Source organism: Micromonospora sp. CPCC 206060, assembly GCF_036906895.1.
In the GTDB taxonomy this organism is placed as follows: domain Bacteria; phylum Actinomycetota; class Actinomycetes; order Mycobacteriales; family Micromonosporaceae; genus Micromonospora.
Genome location: NZ_JBAKHU010000106.1, coordinates 1 through 13,553, shown reverse-complemented (window position 1 = coordinate 13,553; position 13,553 = coordinate 1). Strand labels below are relative to the sequence as shown.

Here is a 13,553-nt window from a genome sequence, read left to right as displayed (position 1 = left end):
ACTCACCCCATATCGAAATGATCAACCGGTGATCGCCGCCAACCGCGTCGGTGGATCGAGGCTCAGTGAAGTGATCTCAACAAGGGTCCGATCCCGATTCGGGATGACACGGGCATCGCGTCCATAGCGGACGGTGCGTAAACGGAACGTGGGGCCCTCGGTAGACAGGTTCTTGCGACGGAATCTGATCTACCAGGAAGGACCCCACGTGACTGCCTATCGTGCCATCCTCGACGTCCCCAGGGAACTCGTGCAGCACGTGGCGCGGCTGCTACGCGCCGAGCGTCGCGCGGTCGGCACCCGACCGGGTACCCGCGCTCTGACCTGCTTCTACCAGGCACTGCTCGTCCTGGTGTGGTTCCGCAAGGGCGAAGACAAGACCACCCTCGCCGCCGGGTTCGGAGTATCACGCGCCACCGCCTACCGGTACGTCGCCGAGGCCGTACGCGTCCTGGCGGCGCAGACACCCACCCTGCGCGACGCCCTGCGACGGGTCGCCGCCGACGGCTGGTCGCACGTCATCCTCGACGGCAAGCTGTTCCACACCGACCGGCTCGCCGAAACCACCACCAGCGTCAAAGGCGACACGATCGATGCCTGGTACTCCGGGAAACACCGCGACTTCGGCGCGAACATCCAGGCGGTGACACGCCCGGACGGACTACCGATCTGGACCTCCGACGCGATGCCCGGACACCTGCACGACCTGACCTGCGCCCAGCGGTCGGACATCACCGGCGCCCTGTACTGGGCGGCCTCCGAGCTACATCTGCCGACCCTGGCCGACTCCGGCTACGAAGGCGCTGGACAGGGCATCCACACCCCGCACAAGCAACCCGCCGACGGCCGCCGCCTCGCCCCGGACAACCGGGCCTACAACGCCATGCTTCGATCAATGCGCTGCCTCGGAGAACGCGGCTTCGCGATCCTCACCGGCCGATGGCGAACGCTACGACACACCACAGCCAGCCCTCGCAGCATCGGCGACATCGTCCGCGCCGCCCTCCACCTCACCCACTTCGAATACCGATACCTACCCGATTCTTGCTGAGATCACGTCAGTACGGTGTTGAAGAACGACCTCGACCAGATCGACGATCTCGTCGACTACTTCGACATGGCGCTCAACGAGGAATGCAGCCGGTACGACGAGTGCGGCGAATACCGGCCGTTCATCGCTGCGGGCAAGCCGGTCCTCCACGCGGAATACGGCTCCTCGACCGCCTTCTGCCGGGCTGACAACGCGGCCAACATCAATGGCGTGCTCTTCTCACTCGATCTGGACGACTCCGTCTATCGCCCGTGCCGCTGAATCGCGTCATCGGAGCGCCGGAGGTCCATCGAGATCCGCGGACGCTTTGCCGTCCCGCCGTTACCCGGTCCCGCCGCGATCGCCCGCCGCGATCGCCCGCCGCGATCGCCCGCCGCGATCGCCCGCCGCGATCGCCCGCCGCGGTAACGGTACGTGAACGGTACGTGGTCGCCCGGGAGATGCCGAACCCCGCGCCGAGCAGGGTCACGTCCTCGGCCTCACGGAACCAGCCCAGCACCAGCAGCGTCCGGGTAGAAGCAGGTCAACCCGCGGGTGCCGCGCGGTGTCCACTTGGCTCGACGTGCCGCGGCAAGCGGCCGGCCGAGGTACCGCAGAGGTTCCCTCGGGACGTCGACCATGGCACGATGTGTCATCACGTGGGGTCCCCACCGTGTGGGTGAACTTGTGGTGATAACCACCTAACGAGGGCCCACCTCCACCTCCACCTCCACCTCCACCTCCAGCGCTGTCGGTGTGAATGCCTTGATCCGTGTCGCACCAATCACACATTCGGGTCGCCGAGATCAGCTCAGGTGCAGTTGATCCAGCTCGTCCAACCTCCACGATCCCCAGTTTCGCCGAATACCTACCCCAGGGAGGACGTCATTTTCCGGGTCGTCGAAGTCATGCGCAAAGTCAGCAGCCGCATCATCGGTTTTGGGCGGCCCCCAACTGGGCCGCCCCGCTCGCTGACCCGATTATTGGAGGTGGAGCTACCGCCGTCCGTACCGCCGATCCGGCGGATTCTCAAGAACCCCCGCGTCATGCCCTACCACCGCCTGATCGTGCTAGTCGTGGTGGCCAACGTGGCGGTGGGCTGGCGCGCCGTGGCATCGGGCGGCTGGTGGGCCGGCCAGGCTACGGCCCTGACATCGATAGAAACTGTTGCTTTGGTGAACGTGACGCTGGCCGTCGTCGTCCGCCAGCAGTGGATCATCAATGCGCTGTTCTGGCTGGCCACCCGCGCACCCACGAGCTGGCCGTTGCCGGTCCGGTGGGCGCTGGCAAAGATCTATCACCTTGGCGGACTGCACGTCGGCATGGCCGCGTCAGGAACGACGTGGTATCTGGTCTTTGTCGTATCGCTGATGTACGACCACCTTCACCATCGGGGACACGTATCGGTCCCCAATCTCGTCGTTTCCGGCGCGCTGGTGACGCTCTTCGTGGTCATGAGCATCCTGGCCCTGCCACCATTGCGAGCCAGGGCGCACAACACGTTCGAGATAACGCACCGGTTCTGTGGTTGGGCTGCGCTGGCGCTCGCATGGATCAACACGGTGCTATTCGTCACCACCCGGCACGGCGACGCGTTCGCACTGCTGACCACACCGACCGTATGGCTACTCACGGTGGCCACCGTGTCCGTCGCGTTGCCCTGGCTGCTACTGCGCAAGGTCCGCGTCGATACCGAGCAGCCATCCGCCCACGTGGCGGTGGTCAACCTCGACGGCCCGACCCAGCCGCTCATCGGATCGACCCAGATGGTCAGTCGGCGACCACTGCTGGAATGGCATTCATTCGCAAATATCTCTGCGCCTGAAGAGGCTCCCGGCAGCCACCGCATGGTTGTCTCCAGAGCCGGCGACTGGACCGCGGAATTCATCGACAATCCGCCAACGCATCTGTGGGTGCGGGGGGTGCCGACCGCAGGCATGGCCAATGTCGCGCGGCTCTTCCGGAAGGTGCTCTTTGTTGCTACCGGCAGCGGAATCGGCCCCGTGCTCGCCCACCTCCTGGCCGGTGAGGTGTCGTCCCATCTGGTCTGGGTGACACGCAATCCGCGTAGGACGTACGGCGCACTGGTCGATGAGGTGCTGGCGGCGCAGCCCGACGCGATCATCTGGGACACCGACGCGTACGGCAAACCCGACATGCTCCGGCTGGCGTACGGGGCGTACTCCACCTTCGGCGCGGAAGCGGTCGTCTGCGTCGCGAACAAGAAAGTCACCTGGCAGGTGGTGCACGGCCTGGAGCTGGTCGGCATCCCGGCATACGGTCCGATCTGGGACGCGTAGCCTGCGGGAGCCGGCGTTGCTCGGCCGGGCGCCGTTGTAGGCCGTGTAGCCACCAGTAACCCGTCAGGTCAGGCCAGGACGCGGGACCCTTGTAGAGCTCGGTCAGCTTCACCGCGACGCTGGGCGGTATCCCAGCGGTGGCCAGGCGCAGTTCGTCGACGCGCCGCTCGGCCCGGAGCCGGACGACCTGCTGCCGGACCTGCTCGACTGGCTGCGGCAGCACCTGGACCAGCGGTGGTCGTTGGACGCGCTCGGCGCCCGGGTGCACATGAGTCCCCGGACCCTGTCCCGGCGGTTCCACCGACTCACCGGGATGAGCCCGCACCAGTGGCTGGTGCGGGAGCGGATCCTGGCGGCGCAGCGGCTGCTGGAGTCCGGGGACGAGCCGGTCGCGCAGATCGCCGTCCGCACCGGGGATGGGCTCGGCCGGCAACCTGCGGCACAGCTTCCGCCGGGAGGTGGGCGTCTCGCCCCAGGCGTACCGGGCGAGGTTCCGGGCCGGTGGCCCCCGGGCGGGCGCGGGGTCCTGCCTGGCGGACACCGGGCCACCCGTCGTCCCCGACAACCAGGACCCGCGCGACAGAACGTCGGTCGGTGCCGTCGGGCTTGGTGGCGGAGGTGACGGCCACGAGGAGGCGCGGCGGCCGAAGCCGCCGCGCCTCCGTTACGGAGATGGTCGGGTCAGGCTGTCGGGCAGCTGACTGTCGGCCAGGTCCAGTTGCCGTTCGCCATGATCGTGATTCCGAAGTTGTTGCCGTTGCCGTTCGGCCTAGCGGTGATGGTTCCGTTGGTGCCGCTGACCGCGACGTTCAGGTTGAACCGGTCACCCCACCGTTCGCCGGCGGAGAGCGTCGCGGTGCAGTTGCCGCCCGGGCTGGTCGGGCCGGTGGTGGGGGTGCCGCCGCCGCCTTCCCAGACGGTGATGTCGGAGCTGCCGCTGCTCTGGTAGCCCTCGGTCGCCATGATCTGGTAGCCGTGGTTGGTGCCGAGGCTCATGCCGGCCCGGGCCCAGGCGTCGAAGTGGTTGGCGATGGTGATGGTGCCGCTGCTCCGCTTCTGCTGGCGGACGCTCCAGAACTGGTAGAACGTCTGGGTGCCGTCGATCGACGGGGCGTTGACCCGCGGTGGGGGTGGCGCCGGTCGTCCTGCACGACCGGGGTGGGTCGCGGTGGTGGCGTCGACAGTGATTCAGAACTGTCGATGGGGACGCTATTGCTCGAGTCCTCGGCCTGTCAACGACTTCCGGAAGTTTACGGAAGCAGGCCCCCTTGACGTCGCGGTTCTCGCTGGGAGCGTCCAGCCTGGCCAACGGGGCCTGTCGGGGAACCCGCGCGGGAGCGACAGCACCTCTGTCTCCGATGGAAGGGCAACGGACCCGGTCAGTGATCTCCAAAGTTTCGGAGCCTCATGTAGCGTCCGGACGGCGTCGGTCAGGTGCGCGGCGTCCTGCTGCGGCGGGCCGAAGTGGGTCAAGTTGTTGGCACCGATGATGATCAGCGCCAAGTGCGGCGGCTACCGGAGCGGAGTTTCCTCCGTCTGCTGTTACGTGTCGTCGGTGAGGCTGAGACGGGTCAGGAGATCGCCGACAATCCGGGTCTCCTCGTGGTCCGGTCCGTACACCACGCAGAGGTCCTCGTACAGCGAGACGAACTCGGCGTTCGCCGCCTCGACGTGCCGTTCGGCTAGCAGGAGCAGGCCGATGTCGCGGCGCAGTTCCAGGGCCTGCGTGGAGACGTCGCCCTCTGCGACCCGTACGTGGGCGAGGACCTGACGGAACTGGAGTAGTGCCGTGGTGGCCTGACCCAGCCCGGCCCGGCAGTGGGCGGCCTGCCGGAGACAGGCCATCGCCGCGTCGCCGGTCGGCCCCTGGCTCCGCGCGAACACCGAGGCGAGCGCATCGAACTCCGGCAGCGCGGTACGGAAGTCGCCGCCGATGACGAGGATCGCGGCCCGGCGCTGCCGGAGCGCGAGGACCCGCGGGTGCTCCGCGCCGAGCACCTTGGCGGCACGATCGACCGCCTCGTGTAGTGCCTCGGCGGCCTGGGCGTACCGCTCCTCGGCGAGTAGGTCGTTCGAGTGCGCCACGGCCGCGCTGACGACGTCGCGCAAGCCCGTACCGGGAACCGCGCCCGGCGGCCGGGTGTCGACGGCGGCTTCGGAACCGGGCCGGGGCGGGGGAGCGGTGCGGGGTCGGGGCGCGTTGGGTCGGCGGTACAGCAGGGTGGGGTCCGGCATCCCGGTGTTCGTCGGGTACGGGTGTGGCGGCGCGACACCGGGCAGCGGCAGGTGCGGCAGCAGCCGTTCGTACACCTCGTACGCGTCGGCGGGGCGCTGCTCGGGCACCTTGGCGGTCAGGTCGAGCACCAGCCGTTCCACCGCCTCGGGTACGTCCGGACGGAGCGTGCGCAGTGGCGTCGGCTCGTCGTAGACGTGCTGCCGCATCAGGGTGAACTCGTTGGCGCCGTCGAACAACGACCGACCGGCGAGGAGTTCGTGCAGCACGCAGCCGAGCGCGTACAGGTCGCTCTGCGGGGTGACCCGGGCGCCCTGGACCTGCTCGGGCGGCATGTAGCGATGGGTGCCGAGGGCTTGGCCGGTGGCGGTCAGCCGGGTCACGTCGGTACGCAGGATGGCCGCGATCCCGAAGTCGAGCACCTTCACGGTGCCGGCGTCGGTGACCAGCAGGTTGTCCGGCTTGAGATCGCGGTGCACGACGGGGATCGCGTGCGCGTGGGAGAGCACCGCGCTGACCTGGGCGGCGATCGCGGCGGCCCAGGCGACGGGAAGCGGCCGGGCCGGGTCGACGTACGCCCGCAGCGAGGTGCCCCGCACGTACTCCATGACCAGGTAAACCCGGTCGTACGACTCGTCGAGCACCGCGTCGTACACCTGCGGGACGCCGTGGTGCTGGATGCGCGCGGTGACCCGGGCCTCGCGGCGGAAGCGCCGGGCGAACTCCTCGGCCTCCCCGGCTGAGGAGATCACGTCGGTACGGATCAGCTTGACGGCCACCTCGCGGTCGAGCACCGCGTCGTAGCCGCGCCAGACCTGCCCCATGCCACCGGGGCCGATCTGCTCGACCAGCTCGTACCGGCCGGCGACCGGCTCGTGCCGCACCGCGACCTTCCCTCCCGTCCGGACCCGTTCAGGCGGCGTCGTCGACCACGCCCTCCTGTTCGCGGATGATCCGCCACGCGGCGCTGCGGGCGCTTTGGTTGAGCGAGCTACGGAAGTCCCGGTCCGGGCCGAAGTATCTGCGGCCGAGGTCGGCGACCGAGTCGAAGTGGTCCATCATCTTCTCCTCGAACACCGGCTCGAAGACGTGGCCGAAGTTCTCCTCGTCGTTGACGACGGCGGCGGCGCGGACCTTCGGTTCGGCGAGCGCCTCGTTGAACGCGGGGACCACGTCCTCGTCGGTGAAGCTGGTGCCGAACCGGTCGTTGAACCGGGCGATCAGTTCGGAGAGCAGCGACTTCTCCGGCTCCTGCGCCCCACCGGCCCCGTCGCCGAAGCCCTTCATCTCGGCCGCGCCCTTCGGGTCGAGGCGGACGTCGTGCTCACCGGTCTTCTCCACCCGCAGGTGGCTGAGGTCGACCTCGCCGATGTCGACGCCGCCGTCACCCCGCCGGGGCAGCTTGACGAGCAGGTGCCGGCCGTAGAGGTAGAGCCGTTCCAGCTCGGTGTCGGTGTAGGGCACGATCTGGGCGAGGAAGCCGTACTTGCGGCCGTAGTCGGTGAGGTCGGACCGGAACGTCTCGGCGGTCTCCCGGTCCTCGTCGTCCTGGCCGTTCAGCAGCGTCGCGAAGCGCGTGACGGCGGGGGAGAGGTGCCGGTACAGCTCGGCGTGCAGCTTCGCCCACGTCGCCGCGTTCCCGGCGGCCTGCTCCTCGGCCGCCAGGTACGCCACGACGAACTCCTGCATCTCCGCCTCGACCAGCAGCGGTGGTGCCATCACCCGACTCTGCGCGGTGTAGAGCAGGTTCGGGTCCGAGGACAGCGTCTCGGCCTCCTCGAAGTACGGCCGGAACGCCTCCTTGATCTCCTCGGCGTCGTTGACGAAGTCCAGCACCGCCAGGTCGGCCTGGCTCTTGCGCTCGGCGGTCCGGTTGAGCCGGGACAGCGTCTGCACCGCCGAGATGCCGGCGAGCTTCTTGTTGACGTACATGGTGGTGAGCAGCGGCTGGTCGAACCCGGTCTGGTACTTCTCCGCGACCACCAGGATCCGGTACTCGCGCTGCCCGGAGGCGGTGCCGGCGCGGGCGCTGCGGTCGTCGGCCCGGGTGTAGGCGAACGCCTTGGGCAGGGCGGACTCCGCCAGTCCGCCGTTCTCCTTCACCTCGGTGACCTCCGCGCCGTCGTAGGTGAGGGTCCCGGAGAACGCCACCAGCACGCCCGGGTCCGGGTAGCCGCGGTCGCCGAGGTACCGCTTGATCGCCCGGGACATCTGCACCGCGCTCTGCCGGGACGAGGTGGCCACCATCGCCTTGGCCCGACCGCCGAGCCGGCCGGCGGTGTGCGCCCGGAAGTGTTCCACCACGATCTGCGCGTGCTGGGCCACTGTGGAGTCGTGGGTCAGCGCGTACCGGGCGAGTTCCTTGTTCGCCCGGGCCGAGTCGACCTCGCGCTCGTCCGGGTTGGCGTTGACCAGCTTCCAGTACGTGTCGTACGTGACGTAGGTGCGCAGCGGGTCGAGGATGAAGCCCTCCTCGATTGCCTGCCGCATCGAGTACGTGTGGAACGGGTGGTACTTCCCGTCCCCGCCGAGCGTGCCGAACAGCTCCAGGGTCTTGGCCTTCGGCGTGGCGGTGAACGCGAAGTAGGAGAGGTTTCCACTGCGCTGCCGCCGACGGGCGCTCACGGTGAGCTTCTCCTCGGCGGTCTGCGGGCCGGTGGCGCTGGTCGCCCCGGCGTCGTCGGAGTCGGCGTCGAGTCCGAGATCCCGTAGCACCTGCTTGACCTTGGTGGCGGCGTCGCCGGTCTGCGACGAGTGCGCCTCGTCCAGGATGACCGCGAACCGGCTGCCCCGGATCTCGGTGGGGCTGCGCCGCAGGTAGTCGACCAGGGCCGGGAAGGTGTGCAGGGTGACCGTGACGATCTTGCCGGTCTCCTGGGACAGCGCCTTCGCGAGTTGCTCCGACTTCGCCCCGTGCCGCTCGTCGATGGGCACGACGAGGCCGGCGGTCTGCTCGAAGCTGCCCACGGTCTCCCGGAGTTGGGCGTCCAGGTTCCGCCGGTCGGTGATGATGACGACCTTGTCGAAGACCGGGGTGCCGGGCTGCACCCCGGCGACGAGCGCGTCCGGGTCGAGCGCCGCCGGGTCGTTCGGGGTGTGCAGCGACGACAGCCGGTGGGCGAGCCAGGCGATGGTGTTCGACTTGCCGGAGCCGGCCGAGGCCATCACCAGGTAGTTGTGCCCGGCCCCGTGCCGGGCGGCGTGCGCGGTCAGCTTCCGCACCGCGTGCCACTGGTGGTAACGCGGGAAGATCACAAGCTTCCGGGTACGCCCGTCCGCGCCCTTTTCCTGGTGCAGGTGGACGAAGCGTTCCAGCAGGTCGAGCCAGTTGTCCCGCGCCCAGATCTCCTCCCACAGGTAGGAGGTGGGGTACTTTCCGTACCCGGTGGCGGGTGGGTTGCCCCTGCCGCCGGGACGGCCCGGCCCGGCGCTGCCGGTGTTGAACGGCAGGAAGCGGGTCTTCGGGCCGCGAAGCTGGGTGGTGACGAAGACCAGGTCCGGGTCGACGGCGAAGTTCGCGAGCACCCGACGCGAGAAGATCAGCTCCATCGGGTCACGCTCGGTCCGGTACTGCTCCTTGGCGTGCTCGACCCCCGAGCCGGTGAGCGGGTTCTTCAGCTCGGCGGTGGCAACCGGGATGCCGTTGACGAACAGCGTGAGGTCGAGCCGGTTGCCCCGGTCGGCCTGCTTGGTCGCGTACTCCAGCTCCCGGACCACGGTGAGCCGGTTCGCCCGGTAGTCGGCCAGCGACGCCGACCCCGACTCAGCACCCCGCATGGAGATGTACGCGGCCGGCGAATGGCTGCGCTACGCCGAAGGACTCACCGCGTTCCACGCCGGCGAGATCGGCAACGAACACTGGGGACGCGACAGCGGCGGGGCCCAGGCGGTCCGCCACCACATCGAGGAGGCGATGAACCGCATCGTCCTCCCTCCGGCCACGAACCGCGTCATCATCGCCCTGGACAAGGAGGAAGCGCAGAGCATCTACCCGGTCATCGGAGACAACCCGTCGGTCGCATCCCCCATCCCCGGCCGCCAACTGGCAGAGGACGGAATCGCCGTCACCATCGCCCGCGTCGCACTCGGAAGCCACGCCCCCCGCCCCGCCACGGCCTTCCGCGACGCCGACAAACTCGACACGATGCAACCCTCATACCACAAGCGGGTCCTGTTCCTCAACGACCAGAACAGCGAGCCCGTCTGGCTTCTCACCCAGGACTCCCACCAGCACCAAGGCGCCCAATCCCCCATGCGGATCGGCACACAGAGATCCTGCGAGGACTTCGACGAGATCGCGGCGAGCCGCATGAGCAAGGACATGCACGCGACAAGCCGGGTGGAGATCACCGTCCCCGAGCCGGGCGGCCTGCCCGCCGGCACCGTGGCAGCCCTCATCGCCCGCCTCTGCGACCAAGCGCTGGTCTGGGACAGTCGGACCTCCCGCCCAGCACCGCTCCACCTCGGCCACACCGCCGACCGCGACCACCCCGACTACGGAGACCACGACCCCGGCGGAGAAGCCGACGACGACATCACCGAAGACGACTTCGACGAATAGACACCTCGCAGCCCCTGCCAACTCGCGGTCCCGGCGACGTCGCCACCACGCTGGCATCGCCTGACACCGGCTGCCCCGACCTGGTACAGCGACGGCGATCACCAACCTTCACCGCCGCCGCTGTACCAGGTCCGCCGAGACTGGCCGCCACGTCGGACGTCGGCCTGATCCTCCTTCTGCCTGGTTAGACACGCCAGGCGCATCACCACCCGCGGTCCTCAAGCGATGCGAGGACCGATGCCACCCCGACCGGTTTCGCGACACCGGATCAGTGCCCTTGCTATGAGATCGGTCGCCGCGCCCGAACCACGCACTCTGCCGCGCACTCGTCAACGCGGAGTGCCGACGGGCAGCCGGCTTCGCCACGGCGCTGGGCGACCAGTGCCGGAGAGCACCCGATGGTGTTGGTCCGGATTGCACAGGAGCCGGCATGTTGGGCTGCCCTGGGGGTTGTCCTACGTCGACGGCCAGGTCTACCGTGACGGCATCGTTGGGCAGGGTGGCTCCCCCCGTGGCCACCCTGCCCAACCTATCCGTCCGAGTTGCGCCCGGCGCCGGCCATTTCGCGAGAACACACGCAGACCACGCCACCCACACCTAGTAGCACGTTTGTTCTAAGTTTGCGGTATCGTCCTGGGGTGACCGCTCCTGACCTGCCACCCGATCCGGTGTCGTTGACTGACCGGCAGCGGCAGATCCTCGACGTGATCCGCAGTTGGGATTCAGCGGCACGGCTACCCACCCACCGTGCGGGAGATCGGGGCGGCCGTCGGGCTCGGCTCCCCCTCGTCGGTGGCGCATCACCTGAAGACCCTCACCCACCACGGCCTCATCCGACGGGCCCCTGGCGGGCCGCGAGCGGTCGACGCCCGCCCCATGCTCGGCCACGACCCGCCGGTGACGTCGGAAGCCCCGCGCGGAACCGCCGTGCCTCTGCTGGGAGCCATCGCCGCAGGAACCCCGATCCTCGCCGAGGAACTGGTGGAGGAGGTGCTGTCCCTACCCGCTGAGCTGGTCGGCCGGGGCACGCTGTTCGCGCTGCGGGTACGAGGCGACTCCATGACCGAAGCCGCCATCGCCGACGGCGACATCATCGTGGTCCGTCAGCAAGCGGTCGCCGACAACGGCGACATCGTCGCCGCCCTGCTCGACGGGGAAGCCACCGTCAAGCAGTACCGAACCCGCGACGGCCGCATCGAACTCGTCCCCTACAACCCGCGCTATCCAGTACTGCCCGGCGATCACGCGACGATCCTCGGCAAGGTCGTCTGCGTCCTGCACCGCCCGTAATCCCGACCATCACCGCGACCACCCATCGCCGGCAGGACGGGTGCCCGCCTGGGGTTACTGCTCAGCCAGGTCCGGGCACCAAATCCTGATCCCGCAGTCGAGGTCGCCGCTACGGATATCGTTCAGGGCTGCCATCTACCCGACCTCGGTGGTATCGACAAGCAGCCTCAGGACCTCGGTCGGCGTCTCCTGCCAGCCATATGCCGACCGCACGCAAGTGAGCCAATTCCTGCTCCGCCGTTTGACCGGCCCCGAGTAAACCGCGCCATACTCGCTGCCGGCCGACACCACCGGGGCTACTCGGCGATGGCGGGTAGGCGGGGCGGCTCGCCGCCGGTTGCGAGGAAGGCGGTCGCGATCTGGATGGCCGTGTCGGGCCGGATCCGTAGGTGCTCGGCGGGGTACTCGGTGGGTACTCCGCCGAGGTCGAAGCTGAGTCCGGCGGTCGGGGTCACGACCGTCGGGTCGTTGAGGTAGTCGCCGTCGTCGGCGATGTGCACGGCGAAGCTGCAGGTGGGGTGGCCCAGGCCGATCTGCAGGCCGGGTGGCAGTTCGTCCGGGTCGTCGGTCGCTTGGCTGAAGATGGTGACCGCGACGGGCTCTCCGGCCTGGTGGATCTCGTGCAGTACGGCGCTCAGGGCGGCGGGGTCGCTCAGGTCGACCTCGTGGTTGTCGCGGTGGTCGCCCCGGTCGTATGCCCACGTCACCTTCATGCGATGGCCTTTCCATTGCCGGTGTAGGTACGCCACAGACGCACCTGCCCGTCATCGTCGCGTACGTACACGGTCAGCTGCGCACCGGACGGCAGCAGCCGGGAGAGGATCCTCTCGCACCCGTAGGGCTCGTAGTCGCACGGCGGGTTGTTGGTCAACACGACCGCGTGCGTTACCTGTTCGCGGCGCATCCGGGCGGCGAGCTTGGCCTCCAGGTGGTCGGTCGTGGTGGCGATGAGCTTGTAGGCCGGTTTGAGGTCCGCGGCGGCTGCCGGGTCGCGGCCCGACCTCATGGACACTCGTTGGCCGTTGATCAGTGCCACGCCGGACGTGGGGTCTTTCGCCCGCCGTTCGGGCAGGTCGCGGGCGGCCTCCGTCAGCCAGCCCGGAAGCCGATCCGTTTCGGCCGGCGCACGGGTTGGGCCTGCGGAGGTGTCGCTCGTGCCGGGCGGTCGGCTGACGCCGCCGCCCGTGGTCAGTTTCCCAGGTCACCGACCTGCCGGGCCTGCCCGAGTGCCGCTTCGACACGGTGGCGTGCCTCGCCTCCTCGGGCACTGACCACTGCGATTCCCTGTGCGACCTGCTGCAGGCGGGCCAGAGTCGGGCCGGGTTGCCCACCCTCCAGCGCCGCAGCGACGAGTCGCCGTGCTTCCTCGATGCCCGCTGCCGCCGCCTCAACCGCCCCGTCGACAGCGGCGAGGGCAGCGACCAGCGGCGTGAGCGCGGCGATGGCTTCCTGGGGCGACGGCTGTTGCGGCACTGCGGACACCGAGCGCGACGCCTCGCCCAGGATCCCGCCGACCGTGCTCAGCCGGGCACGGACCTGCCCCACCTGCTCGCGTACGCGAGCCAACCCCACCGCGATGCCCGCGAAGCCCGCCCCGACGGCCCGTGCCGCGATCTGCTCAACGGCGTGGTCGACCCCGGCAAGACCCTGCTGCGCGGTCGCCACACCTTCGGCCATCACCCGCAGGTCATCACCGATGCTGTCGGTCAACGACATGGTCCCGCCCCCTCACCCTGCCGGCTTCTGCACCTCGATGAACCCTGGCACTTTAGAGATCGAAGTCGATAGGAACAACTCGCATCCGAAAGACGCGCATGCCAGAACGCTCTCGGGTCCGGTGCGACCACACGGCCGCGACTGTCCTGCCGGTCGCGGTCAGGCGGGCTTGCGGCTACGGACCAGAGGAGGCCGGCGGCAGGCCCTCCGGGGTGTCCACCGCGGTCGTCACGTGGACGCGTCCGGTGAAAGCCGTCCCTTACCGTGCCGGGGCGAGTTCGGAGGCCATGCTTGCGACGTTCGGTCCTGGCTCGATGTCGGGCACTGCTCTTGCCGTCCTCAAGCCGGGTTCAACGCTGCTACAGATCTTGAATGGCCAGGTTCGTCCGATGTGGTCTGGTGTGACGGGTGTGGGCTGGGGTA

General features: G+C 69.0%; 11 protein-coding genes and 2 pseudogenes. 7 read left to right on the top strand and 6 right to left on the bottom strand.

Annotation, left to right across the window (positions count from 1 at the left end; genetic code table 11):
- Positions 1-208 precede the first annotated feature (208 nt).
- The 4 genes from V6U90_RS30745 to V6U90_RS34070 all read left to right on the top strand — a co-directional run bounded on the left by V6U90_RS30745 (position 209) and on the right by V6U90_RS34070 (position 3,952).
- On the top strand, positions 209-1,051 hold the full coding sequence (locus V6U90_RS30745) for a transposase family protein (protein WP_334444207.1): 843 nt from the start codon (positions 209-211) through the stop codon (positions 1,049-1,051).
- Positions 1,052-1,066: 15 nt separating this feature from the next.
- Entirely contained in the window at positions 1,067-1,312 is a 246-nt protein-coding gene (locus tag V6U90_RS30740; RefSeq protein WP_334444204.1) for an endo alpha-1,4 polygalactosaminidase, read from the top strand.
- Positions 1,313-1,845: 533 nt separating this feature from the next.
- Complete coding sequence (locus V6U90_RS30735; RefSeq protein ID WP_334444200.1) at positions 1,846-3,330, top strand: hypothetical protein; 1,485 nt, start codon at positions 1,846-1,848, stop codon at positions 3,328-3,330.
- 187 nt (positions 3,331-3,517) lie between these two features.
- Positions 3,518-3,952, top strand: a complete 435-nt coding sequence (locus V6U90_RS34070; RefSeq protein WP_442933705.1) for a helix-turn-helix domain-containing protein — start codon at positions 3,518-3,520, stop codon at positions 3,950-3,952.
- Positions 3,953-4,011: 59 nt separating this feature from the next.
- On the opposite strand, the pseudogene V6U90_RS30730 reads toward V6U90_RS34070, so the two are convergent.
- From V6U90_RS30730 to V6U90_RS30720, 3 genes and pseudogenes are all read right to left on the bottom strand, one after another.
- Positions 4,012-4,452: pseudogene (locus V6U90_RS30730) on the bottom strand (glycoside hydrolase family 11 protein); the annotation flags it as partial.
- A 420-nt stretch (positions 4,453-4,872) separates the two neighbouring features.
- Positions 4,873-6,447, bottom strand: a complete 1,575-nt coding sequence (locus V6U90_RS30725; RefSeq protein ID WP_334444198.1) for a serine/threonine-protein kinase — start codon at positions 6,445-6,447, stop codon at positions 4,873-4,875.
- A gap of 28 nt (positions 6,448-6,475) precedes the next feature.
- On the bottom strand, positions 6,476-9,340 hold the full coding sequence (locus tag V6U90_RS30720; protein ID WP_334444196.1) for a type I restriction endonuclease subunit R: 2,865 nt from the start codon (positions 9,338-9,340) through the stop codon (positions 6,476-6,478).
- On the opposite strand from V6U90_RS30720, the gene V6U90_RS30715 reads away from it, so the two are divergent.
- Both V6U90_RS30715 and lexA read left to right on the top strand, forming a co-directional pair.
- Positions 9,339-10,124: an RNaseH domain-containing protein gene (locus V6U90_RS30715; protein ID WP_334444193.1), complete on the top strand. Its 786-nt coding sequence runs from the start codon at positions 9,339-9,341 to the stop codon at positions 10,122-10,124. The genes V6U90_RS30720 and V6U90_RS30715 overlap by 2 nt on opposite strands.
- A 638-nt stretch (positions 10,125-10,762) precedes the next feature.
- A pseudogene (gene lexA, locus V6U90_RS30710) lies at positions 10,763-11,414 on the top strand (transcriptional repressor LexA).
- Between the two features lie 296 nt (positions 11,415-11,710).
- Here lexA and V6U90_RS30705 read toward each other — a convergent pair.
- From V6U90_RS30705 to V6U90_RS30695, 3 genes are all read right to left on the bottom strand, one after another.
- Entirely contained in the window at positions 11,711-12,127 is a 417-nt protein-coding gene (locus V6U90_RS30705) for an Imm1 family immunity protein (RefSeq protein ID WP_334444190.1), read from the bottom strand.
- The gene (locus tag V6U90_RS30700) at positions 12,124-12,507 is read right to left on the bottom strand and encodes a DddA-like double-stranded DNA deaminase toxin (RefSeq protein ID WP_334444209.1); all 384 of its coding nucleotides are present in this window, start codon (positions 12,505-12,507) and stop codon (positions 12,124-12,126) included. Before V6U90_RS30700 ends, V6U90_RS30705 begins: the two co-directional genes overlap by 4 nt.
- Positions 12,508-12,602: 95 nt before the next feature.
- Positions 12,603-13,130, bottom strand: a complete 528-nt coding sequence (locus V6U90_RS30695) for a DUF6244 family protein (protein WP_334444187.1) — start codon at positions 13,128-13,130, stop codon at positions 12,603-12,605.
- Between the two features lie 212 nt (positions 13,131-13,342).
- On the opposite strand from V6U90_RS30695, the gene V6U90_RS30690 reads away from it, so the two are divergent.
- Positions 13,343-13,553, top strand: a 211-nt coding sequence (locus V6U90_RS30690; RefSeq protein WP_334444185.1) for a hypothetical protein, incomplete at its 3' end; no start/stop codon positions are given.